Below are 20912 nucleotides of genomic sequence, written 5' to 3' on the forward strand. Positions count from 1 at the left end.
GAAAAAGCAGGGGATATGCCAATCCTCCTGCTCTACGTTTAGTATAAATCTAGATAATTATCCACTTCCCATTGAGAGACGAAGGTTGCATAGCTAGCCCACTCAATACGCTTAGCTTCTAAGAAGCTTGTATAGATATGCTCGCCAAGAGCCGCTTTAACGACTTCGTCTTCTGTCAAGGCCTTCAAGGCATTGTGAAGAGTAGACGGCAGGTCTGTAATTCCAGCTTCCTTCCGCTCCTCTGGAGTCATGATATAGATATTCTCTTCGATTGGTGCTGGAGCTTCGATTTTATTTTCGACACCGTGCAGTCCAACTTCCAAGAGAACAGCCATAGCAATATATGGATTGGCCATCGGGTCAACGGAGCGCAACTCCAAGCGAGTACCCATACCACGAGAAGCCGGCACGCGCACCAACGGTGAACGATTGCGTCCTGCCCAAGCGATATATACTGGCGCTTCATAGCCAGGAACCAGACGTTTGTATGAGTTAACCGTTGGGTTCATGATAGCTGTATAGTTATAAGCATGATTAATCAAACCACCCAAGAAATGGTAGGCTGTTTCTGACAGCTGCATACCTTTTGGATCTTCTGGATCGAAGAAGGCATTATTTCCGTCTTGATCAAAGAGGGACATGTTACAGTGCATACCAGATCCCGCAATACCAAACTTCGGCTTAGCCATAAAGGTCGCATACAGACCGTGCTTACGAGCAATAGTTTTCACAACCAGCTTGAAAATCTGAATCTTATCACAAGCACGAAGCACTTCGTCATACTTAAAGTCAATCTCGTGCTGGCCAACTGCTACCTCATGGTGACTAGCTTCTACTTCAAAGCCCATCTTGGTCAGGACATTGACGATTTCCCGACGAGTATTATCTGCCAAGTCTGTCGGCGCCAAGTCAAAATAACCACCCTTGTCATTTACTTCCAGCGTCGGGTCCCCATTTTCATCCAACTTAAAGAGGAAAAACTCTGGCTCTGGTCCGAGGTTAAAGGATTTGAAGCCCAGCTCTTCCATATGCTTGAGGGCGCGCTTGAGGTTACTGCGAGGATCCCCTAGAAACGGTACATGATCTGTCGTATAAACATCGCAAATCAAACCCGCTACACTGCCGTTTTCATCTCCCCAAGGAAAGACTGTCCAAGTATCCAAATCAGGATAAAGATACATATCTGATTCATTGATACGGACAAAACCTTCGATGGAAGAACCATCAAACATGGCTTTATTGGATAAGACTTTGTCAAGCTGTTCATCCGTGGCAGGAATTTCTACATTCTTCATAGTTCCTAGAATATCAGAGAACATAAGACGAATAAAGGTAACATTTTTCTCTTTTACTTCGCGACGGATATCAGCTGCTGTAATAGACATTAAATTTCTCCTTGTAATTCAAACAAAATAGCTATGGTCGACGCATCTGACCAAAGGTTGGCAGAGAAGAAGCAAAACGGCCTTGCTGCAAGATGTCATGATGCAGGGCACGGCGGACATCTTTGTCACTAATGGTCTTGCGGGACTTGGCTTCACGCTCAGCATATTTCCTCTTAATTGCAGCGATATTATAACCTTCCGAAATATAATCTTTAATTTCTAAAAGGCGGTCCATATCATTCAAAGAATACATCCGACGATTGCCCTCATTCCGAGCAGGGGTAATCAGATTCTGGTCTTCATAATAACGGATCTGACGGGCAGATAGGTCCGTCAGTTTCATAACACTGCCGATGGGAAAGACTGCCATGTTTCGGCGAAACTCTTTTTCCTTCATTCAAATTCCTCTCTACGCACTATTATAGGACGAAATAAATCTTATGTCAAGAAATAATGTCAGATTTTCTTACACAGATTTTATTTTTTCTTTTCAAAGATGGTTCGCAGCCGATCTATATCAGAATTTACCAGAATCGCAACAAAGACTCCCATGAAGGTTTCAAAGATTCTAGCAAAAACATACAAGATGGTATCTTCCGGCCGAATGGACAGGGTAATAATCAGCATGGCAGATACTCCGCCAATGACTCCCGCCTTGTTGTTCATAGCGACATTGGTCATAATTGTCAGCATAGTACAGACCGGTACCAAAAGGAGGGTGACCCAATACTGCTCCTTAAAGACACTATTGGCAATGAAAAAGAGCAGAGCGTAAAAACCACCGATGCTGTTTCCCAAGATTCGCGATGTCCCAAAGTGGACACTCTTATCAAAATCCTCACGAAGACTAAAGACTGCCGTCAAAGCACCGATTTGCAGCCCTTTCCAACCAAAAAGGCCAAAGAGCAGTAGAATGATGAAAACAGCCAGACCGGTTTTAAAGGTACGCATGCCCAGACGAAATTTCGATTTATCAAACTTGTACTTATTGAAATAACTCATTAGTCTCCTTCCAGAAAATCCTCCCTCTCTTCATTTTAACATATTTCGTCTCAAAAAAACTCTTTCTGCTCAGGACTTTTCCCGCACAAAGAAAAAGCCCTATCAGCTAGCGCATCAAGAGCTATCGACTATTTAAAAGCTGAGACATTATCTGTCCCAGCCGCGTTTTTTTCTTTAGTTTGGATAAATGTAGGTAACTCCACCCATAAATTCATTCGGATTAAAGTAGCCACGATAGTTGTTGATCTGCTTTTGGTGATTGTAGTTCGCTTCCAAGACTTGGATAGAGCTGTCGTTTTGCACATCTGTCACATAAGCAACATGGCCGTATTCGCCACCATCCCAAACTGCAATAGCGCCTGGTACTGGAACATTTCCTGTTGCATAGCCCTGAGCACCAGCGTTGATTGCCCAAGTATTAGCATTGCCCCACCAGTTACTTGCCCAAGGCGCCATTTCTTTCACGCCCCAAGTACATTGGCCGATTGGGTAAGAATTGCCATAGTCAGTTGGTGTATTTAAGACAACATCTTCAGTATCAGATACCAAAGCAGCATCACTTGTCGCTTCATAAGCTGGAGCGCTGTAAGGATTGTAAGTCTGAGCCAAAGCTGTACCATTTACTTGCAGCACATCTCCTGGGTTAATCGTATCAAAAATTGTCTTTCCATTATTGGCAGCAAGTTCGTAAGGATTCATTCCATTGGCACTAGCAATGGCAAAAAAAGAGTCCCCTTGCTGGACAACATAAGAATCTGCATGAACAGCTTGAGCGCCGATTGTCGCCAAAAAAGCTGTGGAAGTTAAACCAAGAGTCGCTTTAGCAAATGTTTTTTTCATAACTGTTTTTCTCCGTATAATTTGATGATAAAAAAATCATACCTCATTTACATGTCAGTTTTTTTAGAATTATGTTTTTGTCATGTTACAAATGATTTAGACTTTTGCTACATGAGATTTAGCAGTATTTTTAAAGATAAAAGGCTAGGGATTCCCTAGCCTCATCTATTATCAGTCTTCTTTACCCTTCAATTTTCCTAGACCTAAAGCACCAATAATGGCTGCTAAACCTAGATATGGCAGATAGACTGTATCTTTGGCTCCCGTTTCTGGCAGAAGAGAAACAGGAATCTTTTTAGCTGCTGAAGTTGGATTGGCTCTTCTTGGATCGTTTACATCTGAAACAAGCAGATGCTGTGCCTTAGGAGTGACTGTTGTAACCGTATTTGAAGCATAGACTACATGATTGACAGTATTAATGTAGGTATTTTCAAAAGTACCCGCAGCAATCCGCTTCATCTGTAGATAGGTTTCAGCCTGAAAAGCTGAATCCAGAGAAATAGTCTCTAAGAATTCTTCCTTGAAACGAATAGAAATCAAGCCTTTCTCAAGATCAACATTCGCAGCTGTATACTCAGTCAAATCTGTACCAGCCTTTATCACCTTACCATCTTTGATCGTGATGTCCACTTTGGCAAAGGTTTTGTAAGCACCCGTGTACTCATCTCCTCGTTGGTCATAATCATCCACAAAGCTATAGTCTGTCAAACCTTCAGAGTGGTTAGCAGGGATCAAGCCTCCGATGAGACGATAGTTAAAATGCCGTCCCAAAGTCAGTTCCTTGCCATCCAAGTTTTCTGCACTTGTTGGATCAAGACTCAATGTAATATCTTTTTCAGGACTGATTTTAGGAACATTGTTGACGACTACGTCTGTCGCATAACCATTTCCAAAGTCAATTTGATAAGCCTTGTTCTCGAATTTACCACCTGTGCGGCCCATTCCTTCTTTGACTGCCATAGGACTTGTTATTGTCAAAGACTTACCTGTTACGACATATTGGTCATAAAAGGCTTGGGCATCGTCTGCCGCAAAGAATTGGAAAGAACCTTTGACAGTGATGTTCGCCTTTTGAAGGAGCTCTCGAACTGCTGCAGGGGCTGTTTCAAGGCTTTCGTAGTGGGTCACTGTCACACCTGCCACAGCCTTGCCATCCGCATCTACTAGCTTGACTAATTCCGGACGAAGTTCAAGTGCTTCTTCCGGATAGTCATCTACATAGTAGAAACCTTTTTGAATCGTGCTCTTAGATGACTTGTCACCCTTATACTGATCCAAATCCCAAGTCAGCTCGTAGTAATTGGTCGAACCAGCCAAGACTTCCTTACCATCAATCACCAATCCTGCCTTGTTTTTATTGACCTTGGTTGGCTTGATGTAATTATTGCTAGGATTGTCTGAATCATCAGGCTTACCTGGTGTAGTCACGCGTACTACGTTTGAGCGGACACCATAGGCATCATTGACTGTCAGGGTGAAATTATTAGTATAGGTTGCGCCATCGTTGAGCACTCGGCCAACCACTGTCGGAAAGAGCGTAGCAACTTCTTTGGTCGTATCTGCGTTATAAGTAGCTAAGGTTGCTGCATTTGCTTTAAATGTCACTGTGTGGCTAGCCTTGTCATAGCTGATATCAAAGCCTGCACTAGCAGCTTTTGTTGCTGCTAAGTCAACTTCATAACCACTTGGCAACGGATCAGTAATGACAAATGAAGTCGTCTCACTGCGTCCAGCTGGAAGAGCTTCTGTCTTTAGAGCAAACTGAACGACGGACTGCTTAGCCACCAGAGTCTTATCAATATTGGTGCCTTGGTCATTTTGAATCTCTTTATTAATCTGCGGTTGAGATTGCAAGAGATGATAATGATAGCGCACAGTCGGAGCTACGGGCGCTGCTGGCTCTTTTTGATAAACAGGCTCTGCTGGTGAGGTTGGTAGCGGGCTATAAGTTGGTTCTACCGGCTTATTAGGCTCCGGTGTATCTGGTGTAGGAGTTGGCGCTTCCGGCTCCTTCTCATAAGTTGGTGCTGCCGGAGGGGTTGGCTCCTTTTCATAGGTCGGTTCTACCACTGCTGGCCGGACAGCTTTTTCTACTTCATAGCTTGGCTCAGAAGGCTTACTAGGCTCTGGGGTATCCGGTGTACGTGTCGGTGGCGTCGGTTCTTTTTCATAAGTCGGTGCTGCCGGAGGTGTTGGAAGAGCCTTCGGTGTTGGTGCAGTTGGAGCTGGATCCAAAGGCTTAAGCGCTTCTTCACTTGGCACTGCAGGAGCTGTAGGAGCTACGGGCGCTTCCGGTTCTTCTACTGTGATGATTGGCAGATCAGTCGCTCGAACATCACCATTAATCGCAAACCAAATATTTGGTTTCTTAGGAGCTAGTTTGTCAGCCCTACGTGGATCAGTAGCCTCTGGCTGGCCTAACACTTCAGAAGAGGAAATCGTTCCAATCGTCATGCTGTTGGTTGTACCAGAAATTTCCACCGCTCCTGCCCCATACCATGAGTTAGGAGCATCTGTAGTGTCCCAGCCTGAGTCTGGCTGAGCATTCTTATACATGGTAAAGCGAGATCCGCCAACTCCTTTTTTGAAGTTTTCAGACTCAGTCGCATAGATTTGGCCGTTCTTTTCACCAATAGAGGAACCCGAAATCTTGTTGAAAGTTCCTGTATAATCTTTGGCCATTTCGATAGAGTTGGCTTCACGGTTGAGGGAAGCCACGGACATCAAAGCCTGATCAAAATTAATAGGTTGGCCTTTATCATCATAAAAGACAAATTCCGTCTTAACAAAGAGAGAGGTTGCATCTTCAAAATTTCCTGTATAAGCGGAAGCAAAAACTCCCATGGTCGGGTCTTTAAAAATACCCAACCAAGCCTTATCATTGCGGAATTGAGAGCTTGGATCAAGAGTATAAGTATAAACAATTTTAGAAACTTTTTTCCCTCGATAATAAGTTCCCTGAAGATTTGTATAGGTTGCTGTTGCAGACTGACCGCGACTCAGCAAAACAGAAGACCATTCAGTCGGTCCTTTACCGCTTGTTACGTTAGAACTATAGTCTGCATACTTACCAACCGTACCAAAGCTTTCCTGCTGATTGGTCTGATAGTTAGCATTTTGAATATCTGTTACTTTGAAGTTGTCAAACTGGAAGAGTTTCTTAGAAAACTCTGCAGTATTCTTCACAGCGGCTTCCATGCCAGCATAGCTGACAAACTCACCAGTTGTAGTCAGTGACAGATCAGCATTAGGTTCTGATTTGAAAACCAGGCTTTGCGCAATTGGACGGCTCAAATGCCCGTCTTCAGTCTTCTTTGCTTCTGCAAGAGCCAGTCCAGCCTTAATCTTGGCCTGTTCAGCATCATATTTAGCCTTATCTTGCTGATACTTGGCTAATTTTGTGTTATAGACAGCCAAATCAGCATTATACTGGGCCAACTGAGCTTGATAGTTTGCTTGGGCTTGAGCATTACGCTTCTTGATTTCTTCATTTTCAGCTGCTATAGTGGCATTCTTAGCTTGATTCTCTGCTAGCTTTTGCTCATATTCTTTTTGAGCTGCTGCATTTTCAGCTTCAATTTGAGTCTTTTTAGCTTCATAAGCTGCTAGATCTGCTTCATATTGAGCTTTTTTATCTTGATTTTCTTTTTGGATACGGGCCAATTCTGCCTGATAATTCGCCTGAGCCGCTTGATATGCCGCTTCATTATCAGTATTGGTCTTTCGGACAGTAGCTAAATCTGTTTGATATTGGGCAAGTGCTGCCTCGTAGGCCGCTTTTGCAGCCGCATTCCGCTGTTTAATAGCTTCATTATCAGCAGCAATCTTAGCATTGGCAGCTTCAGTGTCAGCCAAAGCTTTTTCATACCGGGCCTTAGCTGCCGCATTAGCTTTTTGAACTCGGTCCAGCTCACTAGCATAAGCCGCCAGAGCCACATCATAATTAGCCTTTGTTTCCGCATTTAGTTTTTGAACACGGGCCAACTCTGCATCATAGGCCGCTTTTGCCGCTTGGTAAGCAGCCGTATTTTCTGCGTTGGTCTTTTGAACCATTGCTAAATCTGTTTTGTATTTACTAAGGGCAGCTTCATAATCTGCTTTCAGCTGAGCATTTTCTGCTGTGATCCGAGCTACTTCTGCTTGATGAGCAACCAAATCTTTAGCATATTGCTCCGCTGTCGCTTTGTTTTCTGCTGTAATCCGAACTACTTCCGCCTCGTAGGCTGATACTTTTTCTTTATACTCCTTGACCTTGGCATCAATCTCGGTTACTTGTGCTTGATAATCTGCTGCAATCTCCGCTTTTTTGTCTGCTGTGTCTTGATCAGTCTGAGCTACTCCTTTGTCAACAGCTGGATCTTTGACCACTGTCAGCCCAGCTTCTTGAGCTTTTTTGGCGCTTTCATCTAAACCAGCTGTTGGAACAGTCACTGTCACACCGCCGTCTGCCTGACCTGCTTGAGCCTGACTCTCTTTAGATGCCTGACTGGCTGGTCCTTGAGCTTGAGGCAGATTGGTCGCTGCATTTCCAGTGCCCACCATTTCAGTATTGACAGGACCATTGGTATCAGTTACTACTTCATCTGCTCTTACTTGCATCGTTGACGTTAAAAAAGCCGCACCTAGAACAGCACCGCATAAAGTTTTAACAGCCTTATTTTTCCGAAAACCAAAAACTTCTTTTTTCTTCATTTTTCTCCTTCCTCTGCTAACTTTTACAGTCAGCAGTTTTCTCATGCCCTCTGAAAATCAAAAAGTAATGAAAACCTCCCATCAGAAGCTCCATTCTTATTTTGATCCTCTTTAAGCATCAGAATATATATGTATCTTAATCCTAACATGTTTTGCCTCGTTTTGCAAGCATTTTTTGCTCCTTTTATTTACCCCCAAACAAATTTAAACACTTGTTCAAATATTGTCTATTTTTATTCTTCTTTGCCCTATCTTCCTTTAAATGGACAATGAGAATACAAGAAAAAGACCAGCTTTTGCTAGTCTTTCCTTATTACAGTTTTGTACTTGTTCTCTACAAGATCAAAGATTCCAAACTAACTGCTTATTTTTCAGTCAGTGCTGCAAGTCCTGGTAATACTTTACCTTCAAGGAGTTCCATTGATGCACCTCCACCAGTAGAAATCCATGAGAACTTGTCTGCACGGCCAAGGTTGATAGCTGCAGCAGCTGAGTCCCCACCACCGATGATTGATTTTACACCAGGTTGTTTCACGATAGCGTCCATAACACCGATTGTACCAGCTTGGAAGTCTGGGTTTTCAAATACACCCATAGGACCATTCCAGACAACAGTCTTCGCACCAGTCAAGGCTTCATCAAATTTAGCAATAGATTTAGGACCGATATCCAAACCAAGGAAGCCTGGATCCACTGCTTCACCTTCAGTATCTTTCACTTCAGTGTAGTCAGCAAATGCGTTTGCTTCTTTAGAGTCAACTGGCAGAACCAGTTTGCCGTTAGCTTTTTCAAGAAGAGCTTTCGCAACATCCAATTTATCTTCTTCGACAAGTGAGTTACCGATTTCGATACCTTGTGCTTTGTAGAATGTGTAAGTCATACCACCACCGATAAGGACTTTATCAGCTTTTTCAAGCAAGTTTTCGATAACACCGATCTTGTCAGATACTTTTGAACCACCAAGAATAGCTACGAATGGACGTTCTGGAGTTTCAACTGCTTCTTGGATATAGGCAATTTCGTTTTCAAGAAGGAAGCCAGCAACTGCTTTTTCAACGTTGCCTGAGATACCTACGTTAGATGCGTGTGCACGGTGAGCTGTACCGAATGCATCATTTACGAAGATACCGTCTCCAAGAGATGCCCAGTATTTACCAAGTTCAGGATCGTTTTTAGATTCTTTCTTGCCGTCAACATCTTCAAAACGAGTGTTTTCAACCAAGAGAACTTGTCCATCTTCAAGAGCATTGATAGCTGCTTCCAATTCAGCACCACGAGTGACACCTGGGAAAACAACGTCTTGACCTAATTTAGCAGCCAAGTCTGCAGCTACTGGCGCAAGAGATTTACCTTCTTTGTCCGCTTCTTCTTTGACACGTCCAAGGTGAGAGAAGAGAATTGCGCGACCGCCTTGCTCGATGATGTATTTAATAGTTGGAAGAGCTGCAGTGATACGGTTGTCATTTGTAATCACTCCATCTTTCAATGGTACGTTAAAGTCTACACGAACGAGGACTTTTTTACCTTTCAAATCAACGTCTTTAACAGTAAGTTTTGCCATGTTACAAAAACTCCTTTTCATATTTTATACGCAACTATTATATCATATTTTCCAAAAGTTTTCTTGATATAAAGAAAATTTTCACAAAAAAGAAGTGCCACGCACTTCTTTCTCTCGAACGTTGAATTAGAGAATGGGAAGAAGGGAGCTGAACTCATTCAGACAATAAGTTAAAGCTTTATTTTTCTCTAGATTTGACAACTCAAAAAGCCAGTAAAACTACTGACTTCAATGCTTTCCATTGTTAAATTGCAAATACTTGTCCTACTGCATAAGTGACCGCCATGGTTAAAAGTCCGATCACGAGGTTGCGAATCATGGCATTTTTGAGCGGTGCTTTGCCCAATCTAGCGCTAGTATAGCCTGTTCCCAAAAGGGCCAAGGCCACGATTAGAACGGTTGCCCAGATACGGATATTGGCTGGAAGCAGGATAATGGTAACCATAGGAAAAAGCGCACCAACAGCAAAGGCTAAAAAGCTTGATACGGCAGCATGCCAGGGATTAGTGAACTCCTCAATCTCGATGCCATATTTTTCCTGCACCAAGGCCTCCAACGGATCTTGGAGAAAAGCCCGATTGGTCATGAGCTGAGCAGAAGTCTCACACTCGCCATTTTGAACATAGGCAGCATAGAGAGACTGCCTAGCGATATCTGGATTTTTTTCTAATAGCTCCCGCTCTCTAGCAACAGCAGCTTCTTCTGTATCCTTTTGAGTAGAAACTGATACATACTCTCCGCCAGCCATAGAAAAGGCGCCCGCAAAGACTGCCGCCAAACCAGACAGAAAGATAATCCAGACATCGTCCGTCGCACTAGCTACCCCAATAACCACACCTGCTATGGAAATAATACCATCATTGGCTCCTAAAACCCCGGCCCGCAATATATTCAGCCGCCCACTAAAGTTCGTATCAATTTTATGTTCTTCCACTATTTTAATTTTCTCTTTCTTTTTATTTATAATGATTATAAATAAAATCCAGAAGTAATACAAGAGAAAATCGAAAAATGAGAAAAGTTCTACTATTTAAGAGAAGAAAGTCACCAGATTTCTACTATCTGATGCCTTTCAAGTTCTATTTATATTTTAGGGTTGTTTCTGAATCTCTTCTCGATACTCCGATATCGTCTTTCCTGTCCACTTTTTAAAGGCTCGAGAGAAGGAAGATACTTCCGAATAACCAAGCAAATAGGCTACATCATCCGTTGTCATGTCAGGATTTTTGAAGTAACCAAAGGCTAGAATCTTCTGCACATTTTGCAATTCCTGGTTAAACTTGGTCCCTTCTGCCGTCAGATTTCGTTGCAAGGTTCGGCTACTAATACCGAGAGTCGCTGCGATATCCTCGATACTAAATGCCCCACTTGGAATAGCTTGATAGAGTTTTTGCTGGACAATTCCTGTGAAACTTTCACTGGTCACGGCTTCTGCCAAGCGCTCTTTGAGCTGAGGTTCTAGGTAATCCAACATGACATTATTGGCTGTCAGGAATGGTTTCTCTAAATCCGACTTTTTAAAGACAACTTCATTGCCCTCCATTTCTTCCACATGACAGCTAAGTACCTTCAGGCTAGCTTCTTCATAGACATATGGAGTACCAACGTGTACAGGGATGATATTTTCTCCAGTCCCTGTCCGAATCAAATCGACCAATAATAGTTGTTCATTGAGAATGGCGAAACGGGGCAAGTCAAGACCTGGATAATCATAGCGGTAGCTAACACGGACAAGGTCATCAAAGGTTTCGATGCTAACAACAATGGGACCTGTGATTTTCTTGTATTTAGCAAAATGTTCAATCGCTGCGAGACCATTTTTTGACGAAAGTGCCGCAAAGAAAGGCGGCATGAACATTTGGATATCCTTGATACGGCTCATGGCAATGATCTGCTCATCAGTGGCCACCTTATCAAAAGCCGTCAAAAGATGGTAGTAATCCAGAGTTGAGAGATTCATCTCTTCCTTCCAGGTGGTATCTGGAAGATTGGCCAGTTCCAGAATCATATTCAAGTCTAGCCCGATTTGTTTTAAATTGTCAATATATTGCTGACTGAGATTCAGACGCATAGGGTTTCTCCATTTTCTCTTAAGAAGCCCGCTTCATGAGGGCATCAAACCAACGATCTGGCAAGATAGCATGCAAGAATACCAAAGGTTTAGCTCCCATACCAACTAAATAGCGTGTTTTAGGACGACGGCTGTTAACTGCTTTTGAAATAGCGTTTGAAATCACTTTTGGATTTGACATCATATTACCGGAGTATTGCTTCCGCATCCCTTCTGCTGCCTTAGTGGCTGCTGCTTCATAAGCACCACCTTTAGCTGATTCAGCCAATTTGTCAGCAGCGATGAAGCCCCAGTCCGTTTTAATACCGCCTGGTTCGATGATAGAGACATCAATGCCATAATCAGCCACTTCCATACGAAGACCATCTGAAAAAGCTTCAAGAGCATATTTGGTCGCATGATACCAAGCACCAAAGTAGGATGTCAAACGACCACCCATTGAACCCACATTAATAATGCGACCTGAATTTTGCTTACGCATATAAGGAAGAACGAGCTGGGTCAAGCGAGCTAGACCAAAGATATTCACTTCAAACTGCATCTTGGCTTCTTCAATCGTTACATCTTCAACGGCACCATATGAACCGTAACCAGCATTATTGACTAAGACATCGATACGATTTTCTTTCTTGATGATGAGATTAAGAGCTTCTTTAATGCTAACTTCATCTGTAATATCCAAACGAACTGGTGTCACGCCAAAGATTTCAAGTGGTTTCATGGCATCCACACGGCGGGCAGCTCCATAGACAATATGACCTTCTTTAGCAAGTTGTTCAGCAGTTTGGTAGCCGATACCTGATGAAGCGCCTGTGACTAAGATAACTTTTTTGTTTGACATGTTGATTTCCTCTTTTGTTTCATTTGATTGATGAGACTATTATACGATACAGGAAGCGACAAGTAAACGACAGATTCTGACAACGGAATGACAATTTACGACAAAAGCGAGCGTATTTCTTCTACTATATCATTTTTAACCGGTCAAATACTCGAATTGCAATATCTTGTAAAATTTTTAAAAAAATCATTGACATGGAACGCGTTCCACAGGATATACTTTAGAAAAACACCAAACGGAGGTTCATAATATGACAATCAAACGTATTTTTTGCGATATGGATGGAACGCTATTGAATAGCCAAGGCAGACTGACTGACAGTAATGCTAAACTTATTTCTCAGGCCAATCTTCCTTTCACCCTGGTTTCCGCACGAGCACCTATGGAGATGAAAGAAGCCATTGATAAATTAGAACTGACTGGCCCCCAGATTGGTTTCAATGGTGGATTGATTTATACCTACAAGCAAAATCAAATCAAGATCCTGCATCAGCAAGCTTTAGAAAGAAATGATTCTACTTATTTAGTCAACTTTATCAACCAGCATTTTCCTCACTTAAGTCAATCTTACTACGACTTAGAAAACTGGTATACCTATAAAATGGACAATGGAATCGACTATGAGCAACAATTGACCAGACTAGAGGCAACTATTATCGGGGAGGAGCAATACCTAAAAGTTCAAACAAGTATTTTTAAAATTATGCTCATCACTTTTGATGGAAACGAAATGAGAGCATTAAAAGCTAAACTCGAAGAATTAAATCTTCCAAATGTTTCTATACAGCAAGCTGGTGATTTTTATCTAGAAATTACACACAAAAAAGCTAAAAAATCAGTTGGAATTGACTATATAATCAAAGAAGAAAAGCTACATAAAAAAGAACTAGTCGCCTTCGGCGATGGTCACAATGATCTCCCTATGTTTGAACGGGTTGGACTGAGTATTGCAATGGAAAATGCTAGTCAAGCAATCAAAGACAAAGTCAGTCTCATTACCAAAACTAACGATGAAGACGGTGTTGGCTATGGTATCCATCACTTTCTCCTATAAGTCCAATCTTGCCAACAACTCCTATCATTTGGTATAGTGTATAAAGAAAGGGGGTACTATGGTTTCCATACGTGACATCGCCAAACAATCTGGCTATTCCATCTCAACTGTTTCTCGCTACATCAACAAATCAGGTTATGTCTCACAAGAAGCTGCCGAAACAATTTCAGCTATTATAAAAGAACTAGATTATAGCCCTAGTCAGATTGCTAGAGACTTAAGTGCCGGCCATACTCGAAAAATCGGTGTTGTAGTGCCTCATGTTCGGCATACCTACTTTACTGAATTGATAAAGGGGTTGCTAGACGCAGCCCTAGAGAGTCATTACCAGCTCCTATTTTTGCCATCAGACTACAGCATAGAAGCTGAGAAATCCTATCTGGAACAGCTACGGAGCAATGCTTTTGATGCACTAATCTTTACTTCTCGGGCTATTGATATACAGACCATCGCTAGCTACCGAAAATATGGCTCCATTGTCTGTCTGGAAGAAACAGACTTACCTGAGTTAATTTCTATCTCAGTGGATCGAAAACCTGGATATCAAGCTCTCTTTAAATGGATCCAGAAGCATAACCCCCAGAAAGTAGCCTTGTTATTCTCTCGAAACAGTCCAATCAGCCCCACTTTTCGTGAAACCCTATCAGTCTTTGAGGAAATTTTCAAGGGCGTGGAGTATGTAACTTTTGGGGGATTAATGAGATATGAGGATGCAGGATGGATTTTTGAAAAGCTGTGTATGCAAAAAGGTTTAGACTGCATTGTTTCCAATAGCGATGACTTAGCAGTCGGACTACTAGAATTCTATAAAAAAGCTGGTATAGAACCGCCACTCATTGTCAGTCAAACCAGTCAGTTGTCTGGGAAACTGCTCAATATCCCCAGCATTGACAACTATTCTTACCAACTTGGCACACTTGCTTTTAAAGCGGCTATTGCAAAAAATCCCCAGTCAATCTGCTTGCCATCAAAATTTCTAATCAAAAGAAAATAAAAGTGGTTTAGGCCACCTTTTTAGTTTTGCTAGTTTACTTGTATCTCTTGATACCCATTTTCTGTTATAATAAATTGTTAGAAATCAGCGCGAAAGGATTTACAATGACAAATCTTATCAAACACAAACGGGTGGAATTTAGCGAGCTTTTTTATGACTTGGTTTTTGTCTACGCGATTTCCAAAACAACTGCCCTCATCCATCATCTTCATCATGGGGTTCTATCCCTGGATGCTATTTTCGGCTTCCTGATGTCACTTCTAGTTCTGGTCAATTCTTGGATGATTCAGACCGTCTATACTAATCGCTATGGGAAAAATTCTCTTTTTAATATGGTCGTCATGTTCGTCAATATGGCCATGCTGCTCTTGATATCAAACATGATTACCAATGACTGGCAGTCCTATTTCCATACCTTCTGCTGGACGATTGGGACACTGACCCTGACCTTATTTTTCCAATATCTGGTTGAATATCTTCGAAAATCTACAAGCTCTGCCAATCGTAAAAGTATCAAAGGATTTCTTTGGATGACCGGTCTTCGAACTATTTTGGTCTACCTAGCTGCTCTCTTGGCAATTCATCTTGGGATTCATGTCTACATGACTGGGATTCTCCTGACCTTTATCATGCCCGTCCTATTGACACGAAAAGTTTCCCATTTTCAAATCAACCTGCCCCACCTGATTGAACGCATTTCGCTTTTAGTTATCATCACTTTTGGTGAGATGATTATGGGACTAGCTGATTTCTTTACCCTTGAACATTTCTCCATCCATTCTATCCTTTACTTTATCATCATGGTCAACCTCTTTATGAATTACTTTGGTCAGTTTGACCATGCTATTGATGAGAATGGGGAGAATAAAGGAATCTTCCTAATTTATAGCCACTATCCGATTTTTATCGGCTTAATTATGGTCACTGTTTCTATGAGTTTCTTGGTAAATCCTGAAGCCCATCACCTCTTTGCGACTAGCTTCTTCTATGCTGGTATCGGACTCTTCCAAGCTGCGGTCTTGTCAAATGGTCGCTTCAACAAGAGTTATCTCCGCTATAACAAGTTCTTTTATGGGTTCCAAGCAGGAATCTTCCTTCTCGGATTGGCCTTTTCATTCCTTTTTTCAGCCAGCCCAACCATCGTCATTGCTATCGCAACCCTGATGACCTTAGCAATGGAAATTCATTTTACTCATTTTTATATGGCACAGACCAAGAAATTCTCAACACCTAATTGGGAATTGTTCTAACAAAAGACCTTGAGAAAATTTTCTCAAGGTCTTCTTTGTATTTGATAGCAATAGCATTTTATTGTCTGATGCGGACTTGATTGAAATCTCCTGCAAATGCAATAAACAAACTAATTATTTCACAACGATATTAACAAGTTTATTTGGTACGCTAATGACTTTTACAACTTCTTTGTCGGCGATTTCAGACTTGATTTTTTCATCTGCCAGAGCGATTTCCTGCAGTTCCTCACGGCTCAAGTCCTTAGCTACGACTAGCTTAGCACGAACTTTACCCTTGATTTGAACTACGATTTCGACCTCTGCTTCGACCAGTTTGCTTTCGTCATAAGTTGGCCAAATTACATAGGAAATGCTCTCACCAGTTTGAGCGACTGCCTGCCAGAGTTCTTCAGCCAAGTGTGGTGCAAAAGGCGCCAGCAATTGGATAAAACCTTTGGCATATTCGACATAGAGCTTTTCTTCCTTGTTGGCTGCATTGACAAAGATCATGAGCTGGGCAATGGCTGTGTTAAACTTGAGCTCCTCAATCTGCTCTGTGACAGACTTGACCGTTTCATGGTAGACCTTGTCCAAAGCTCCGCTATTTTCAGTGACCAGCTCCTTAGAGTTAAGGAGACGATAAACCCGATCAAGGAACTTACGGCTGCCTTCTAACCCTTCTTCGCTCCAAGCGATAGATGCATCCAGCGGCCCCATGAACATTTCATAGACACGAAGCGTATCGGCACCATATTGCTCCACTACATCGTCTGGGTTGACTACATTCTTCAGAGACTTAGACATCTTAGCAGGCGCTTGCTCCAGTTCTTCTCCAGTTTCGATATTGAAGAAAGAACCATCGCGTTTTTCCACCTTGTCTGTCGCCACTAGAGCACCGCGACTATCACGGTAGCTAGTCCCCAGAATCATCCCTTGGTTAAAGAGTTTTTGGAAAGGCTCTTTGGTCGGAACCACTCCGATATCATAAAGGAACTTGTGCCAGAAGCGAGCGTAGAGAAGATGGAGTACAGCGTGCTCCGCACCTCCGATGTAAATATCAACTGGAAGCCAAGCCCTGAGCAAGTCTTCGTCTGCTAATTTCTCATTGTTGTGCGGGTCAATGTAACGCAGGTAATACCAGCTGGAACCAGCCCATTGAGGCATAGTGTTGGTTTCACGGCGTCCTTTGACACCATCTTCCCTAGTCACTTCCAGCCAGTCAGTCAGATTGGCCAGAGGGCTTTCACCGGTACCAGAAGGGCGTATATCCTTGGTTACAGGCAAGACAAGTGGCAGTTCATTTTCAGGGACAGCTGTTGAAGTCCCGTCTTCCCAATGAATGATTGGAATCGGCTCACCCCAGTAACGCTGACGGCTAAAGAGCCAGTCGCGCAGACGATAGGTGACTTTTTCATTTCCGACACCTTCTGCTTCCAGCCAAGCAACCATCTTTTCGATAGCGGCAGCCTTGTCTAAGCCATCTAGGAAGCCAGAGTTAATATGCGGACCATCTTCTGTGTAAGCAGCGTCAGCAACATTGCCCCCCTCTAAAACAGGAATAATCTCCAAATTAAATTGCTTAGCAAACTCCCAGTCGCGCTCGTCATGCGCAGGAACGGCCATGATAGCACCTGTTCCGTAGCTTGCAAGCACATAGTCGGCAATCCAGATTGGGATTTCCTTGCCATTGACAGGATTGATGGCATAAGCTCCTGTCCAGACACCAGTCTTATCCTTAGCCAAATCAGTCCGAGCAAGGTCAGATTTGAGGCTGGCTGCGTGTTTGTAGTCTGCTACTGCTTGGGCTTGTTCTGCACTTGTAATAGCATCAACGAGAGCATGCTCTGGAGCCAAAACAGCATAGGTCGCTCCAAAAAGGGTATCCGGACGAGTCGTAAAGACGGTGAAGTCCTTATCTGTATCCTTGATCTTGAAGGTTACATTGGCACCGGTTGACTTGCCGATCCAGTTGCGCTGCATATCCTTGATAGACTCAGGCCAATCCAGCTCCTCTAAGTCATTGAGCAGACGTTCTGCATAGGCTGTGATTTTCAGCATCCATTGACGCATAGGCTTGCGGACAACTGGATAGCCGCCGCGCTCAGATGTCCCGTCTGGCAGAACTTCCTCATTGGCAATAGCCGTTCCCAGCTCTTCAACCCAGTTTACTGGCACTTCTGCTTCATAAGCTAGGCCTTTTTCGTAAAGCTTTGTGAAAATCCACTGGGTCCACTTGTAGTAGTTAGGGTCAGTTGTATTGATTTCTCGGTCCCAGTCATACGAAAATCCTAGAGCATTGATTTGACGCTTAAAATTGGCAATATTTTCTGCTGTAAAGTCAGCCGGGTCATTGCCTGTATCCATGGCGTATTGCTCAGCCGGCAGACCAAAGGCATCCCAGCCCATAGGATGCAGGACATTATAGCCCCGAGCCCGCTTGTAGCGGCTGAGGATATCTGTCGCTGTGTAGCCCTCCGGATGCCCTACATGGAGTCCCGCTCCTGATGGATAAGGAAACATGTCCAGCGCATAAAAGTTAGGCTTGTCCTTGTCCGTACCTGTCTTAAATGTATGGTGCTCTGCCCAATATTTCTGCCACTTGGGTTCGATTTCTTTGTGATTATAATAAGCCATTCTTTTCTCCATTTTTTGTACTGTTTCTATTATACCATTTTCAAGGGATTTTGAAAGATGGAATCCAGTTTTCACTGACAAAAACTATAACTCACTTCTAAAGAGTTAATCTCTGATTGACCTCTAAAATTAAAAGTTGTATAATTCTGACCGGAGGAATAATCATGAATTTACAAACTATTTTCACTTATATTTTCTTTGTTATTTTTATTAGCACAGAAATGTGGATTAAAAATAAAACTAAGTCAAACAATGTAAACGACTCTGCAGATAAAGGGAGCCGCTACATCATTATCGGCAGTGTTATCAGCTGCTTATTTTTGATAAACGGACAATTTCTCGACTTTGTCCCCCACTTACCCAGCCTCACTATCTATCTTGGAATTCTCATCTCTCTAGCAGGGTTCGTATTGCGGTTCTATGCAGTCAATTATCTCGGAAAAAACTTCACACTGGCCGTTCAAACAACCGATAGTCAACAATTAGTAGACCATGGCCCTTATTCTATTGTAAGAAATCCTGCCTATACTGGCAGTATCTTGTCTATCCTTGGCCTATCGATTACCTCATTAAATCCTCTTACAATCATTATCAGTCTTATTTTACTCGTGTTAGGATATAGCATTCGACTTAGAGTAGAAGAAAAAGCTTTAGGCAATCACTTTGGGAAAAATTACGAAGCTTATTGCCAAAAGGTTAGATACCGAGTTTTTCCTTACATCTGGTAATCTCACCAAAAAACAAGCCACATTGTCAACCCTACGGTTGAAAGGTGGCTTGTTTTGTATTTTGCTTTTATTTATCCAAATCCCTGACATATTGGTCGACTGCTAGGATGGCACCTGCAATGTCAGAAGCTGAAATCTCAAATGGCATCTGATGGATGGTTTCGCCCTCAATCGTCGCTTGCTGACCAACTTTGAGCAAATCTTCATAGCTGGCATTTTCTAAATGCATTTCTTTCAGAGTTGTCGGCATACCAATCTTTTGATAGAAGCGAATATATTTTTCCAATTCTTCTTTAGGTCGGTTTTCTAATAAGAGCTGGGTCAAAGTTCCATAGGCAACTTTTTCGCCGTGGGTCAAGTGATGAATATCGCCTGTAAGAGCTGTAAAGCCGTTGTGGATAGCATGGGCTGCCGCTAAACCGCCGCTCTCAAAGCCGACGCCGCTGAGAAGGGTATTGGCTTCAATGATATTTTCCAGAGCTGGAGTTACAACTTTTGCTTCACAGGCTGCGATAGCCTGCAGGCCATCTGCAAACAGTGTTTCTTCACACTTCTTCGCAATCGCCACACCAGCCAGACTCTGTCTTTGTCCCAACATGGTAGTGCCATTTTTCTGCTGGACAGCACGCGCCTCTACCCAAGTCGCTAAACCATCTGCAATCCCAGAAGCCAGAAGTCGTTTTGGCGCTCCAGCAATCACTTTCGTATCCACCAAGACGAGTTCAGGATTTTTACTATAGAAAATATACTTTTCAAAGGCGCCGTCTTCTGTATAGATAACAGAAAGTGCTGACGTTGGGGCATCTGTAGAGGCAATGGTTGGCGCAATGACCACAGGACGTCCTAGTATGTCTGCAATGGCCTTCGCACTGTCAATCGTTTTTCCACCACCTAGACCAATAACCAAGTCTGCTCCGTCTTTTTCAGCCAGAGCAACGACCCGATCAATTTCAGCATCAGAAGCTTCTCCGTTAAAAGCTACATGCAGCACATGAAAGCCATAACGAGTAAGGTAGTCATTGAATTTCTCCCCAACAATCTGGTAAACCACATCATCACAAAGCAAGACTGGATGGCTGCCTAACTGAAGAATCTGTTTCGCATTTTCAAACAGAGCATTTTCTCCCTGAATATAACGAGACGGACTTGCAAAAATTTTCATAGAGCACCTCTTTCTTTTTTATAGATAGAGCATTATATATGCCTGTTAAATGTGTTCCTGATTGTGAATTGCTGACCAGTCAGCAGCAAAGTCATCTACCGCCTTAGCGATAGACGGCATGGCAAAGGCTGCTCCAAAGATATCTGGTCCTGCTGTAATAGCTTGAGCCCCATCAGCAAAAGCACGATTGATTTGGCCAACATTCTTAAAGGAAGCTGCCAATATTTTGCTGGCGGAATGATCCCGCTCAATCGCCTGAGCCAACTGGCTGATGATAGCATCTGAATCAATATTAAGATTTTCCATGCGGTTATAGTAAGGAGCAAGATAGTCAGCCCCCGCTTCAATGGCTAATAGACCTTGAAAGGTTGTATAAATGGCTGTCGCTGTAATCTTGTAGCCTTCTGCTTTGAGAATTTTGATAGCTGCCAGCCCAGCCGGTGTGACCGGAACTTTAATGTAGACAGCATCGCCGCATTTTTTTCGAATTTCAGCAGCATCTTTCAAGATTCCCTCATAATCCTTGGCAACAACCTGCACATGGATAGATGGACCTTCTCCTATGATTTCCCGAACAGCGCGAATCCGTTCGAAGAAGTCTATTTTTCCTTCTTTTTTTGCGATGGTCGGATTAGAAGTCACTCCCGCCAAGGGGAGGACTTCCGACCATTTTTTTATCTCCTCTAAATTTAAGGTATCAAGCATGAATTCCATAA

16 protein-coding genes are annotated in these 20912 nt (G+C 42.8%); 4 read left to right on the plus strand and 12 right to left on the minus strand.

What is annotated here, in order from left to right:
* Positions 1–38 precede the first annotated feature (38 nt).
* The 9 genes from glnA to FOC72_RS08675 all read right to left on the minus strand — a co-directional run bounded on the left by glnA (position 39) and on the right by FOC72_RS08675 (position 12392).
* Positions 39–1385, minus strand: coding sequence for a type I glutamate--ammonia ligase (glnA, locus tag FOC72_RS08635; RefSeq protein WP_002896640.1), 1347 nt, complete (start codon positions 1383–1385; stop codon positions 39–41).
* Between the two features lie 31 nt (positions 1386–1416).
* Positions 1417–1782, minus strand: a complete 366-nt coding sequence (locus tag FOC72_RS08640; protein ID WP_002896641.1) for a MerR family transcriptional regulator — start codon at positions 1780–1782, stop codon at positions 1417–1419.
* Between the two features lie 80 nt (positions 1783–1862).
* Positions 1863–2387, minus strand: a complete 525-nt coding sequence (locus FOC72_RS08645; RefSeq protein ID WP_002896642.1) for an FUSC family protein — start codon at positions 2385–2387, stop codon at positions 1863–1865.
* A gap of 174 nt (positions 2388–2561) precedes the next feature.
* Entirely contained in the window at positions 2562–3227 is a 666-nt protein-coding gene (locus tag FOC72_RS08650) for a COG3942 and LysM peptidoglycan-binding domain-containing protein (protein WP_002896643.1), read from the minus strand.
* Positions 3228–3398: 171 nt separating this feature from the next.
* A complete protein-coding gene (locus FOC72_RS08655) occupies positions 3399–7964 on the minus strand; it encodes an antigen I/II family LPXTG-anchored adhesin (protein WP_002896644.1) in 4566 nt (1521 codons plus the stop codon).
* A gap of 319 nt (positions 7965–8283) precedes the next feature.
* Positions 8284–9480, minus strand: a complete 1197-nt coding sequence (locus FOC72_RS08660; protein ID WP_002896645.1) for a phosphoglycerate kinase — start codon at positions 9478–9480, stop codon at positions 8284–8286.
* Positions 9481–9724: 244 nt separating this feature from the next.
* On the minus strand, positions 9725–10414 hold the full coding sequence (locus tag FOC72_RS08665; RefSeq protein WP_032914269.1) for a VIT1/CCC1 transporter family protein: 690 nt from the start codon (positions 10412–10414) through the stop codon (positions 9725–9727).
* Between the two features lie 156 nt (positions 10415–10570).
* A complete protein-coding gene (locus FOC72_RS08670; RefSeq protein ID WP_002896647.1) occupies positions 10571–11551 on the minus strand; it encodes a helix-turn-helix domain-containing protein in 981 nt (326 codons plus the stop codon).
* Positions 11552–11570: 19 nt separating this feature from the next.
* The gene (locus FOC72_RS08675) at positions 11571–12392 is read right to left on the minus strand and encodes an oxidoreductase (RefSeq protein ID WP_002896648.1); all 822 of its coding nucleotides are present in this window, start codon (positions 12390–12392) and stop codon (positions 11571–11573) included.
* Between the two features lie 250 nt (positions 12393–12642).
* Between FOC72_RS08675 and FOC72_RS08680 the strand changes: the two genes are divergently transcribed.
* The 3 genes from FOC72_RS08680 (at position 12643) to FOC72_RS08690 (ending at position 15690) form a co-directional block, all read left to right on the plus strand.
* Positions 12643–13446 (plus strand): Cof-type HAD-IIB family hydrolase, encoded by an 804-nt coding sequence (locus FOC72_RS08680; RefSeq protein ID WP_002896649.1) that lies wholly within the window; start codon positions 12643–12645, stop codon positions 13444–13446.
* A gap of 58 nt (positions 13447–13504) precedes the next feature.
* On the plus strand, positions 13505–14440 hold the full coding sequence (locus FOC72_RS08685) for a LacI family DNA-binding transcriptional regulator (RefSeq protein ID WP_002896650.1): 936 nt from the start codon (positions 13505–13507) through the stop codon (positions 14438–14440).
* Positions 14441–14544: 104 nt separating this feature from the next.
* Entirely contained in the window at positions 14545–15690 is a 1146-nt protein-coding gene (locus FOC72_RS08690) for a low temperature requirement protein A (protein WP_002896651.1), read from the plus strand.
* Between the two features lie 114 nt (positions 15691–15804).
* Here the strand turns inward: FOC72_RS08690 and leuS are convergent, their stop codons facing one another.
* Positions 15805–18306 (minus strand): leucine--tRNA ligase, encoded by a 2502-nt coding sequence (leuS, locus tag FOC72_RS08695; RefSeq protein ID WP_032914270.1) that lies wholly within the window; start codon positions 18304–18306, stop codon positions 15805–15807.
* A 164-nt stretch (positions 18307–18470) separates the two neighbouring features.
* Between leuS and FOC72_RS08700 the strand changes: the two genes are divergently transcribed.
* A complete protein-coding gene (locus FOC72_RS08700; protein WP_002896653.1) occupies positions 18471–19034 on the plus strand; it encodes a methyltransferase family protein in 564 nt (187 codons plus the stop codon).
* Positions 19035–19101: 67 nt separating this feature from the next.
* Here the strand turns inward: FOC72_RS08700 and FOC72_RS08705 are convergent, their stop codons facing one another.
* The gene (locus FOC72_RS08705) at positions 19102–20196 is read right to left on the minus strand and encodes a glycerol dehydrogenase (RefSeq protein ID WP_002896654.1); all 1095 of its coding nucleotides are present in this window, start codon (positions 20194–20196) and stop codon (positions 19102–19104) included.
* 45 nt (positions 20197–20241) lie between these two features.
* Positions 20242–20910 (minus strand): fructose-6-phosphate aldolase, encoded by a 669-nt coding sequence (locus FOC72_RS08710; RefSeq protein ID WP_002896655.1) that lies wholly within the window; start codon positions 20908–20910, stop codon positions 20242–20244.
* Between the last annotated feature and the right edge of the window lie 2 nt (positions 20911–20912).

The sequence above is a fragment of the Streptococcus sanguinis genome, from assembly GCF_013343115.1.
Taxonomy (GTDB): Bacteria; Bacillota; Bacilli; order Lactobacillales; family Streptococcaceae; genus Streptococcus; species Streptococcus sanguinis_H.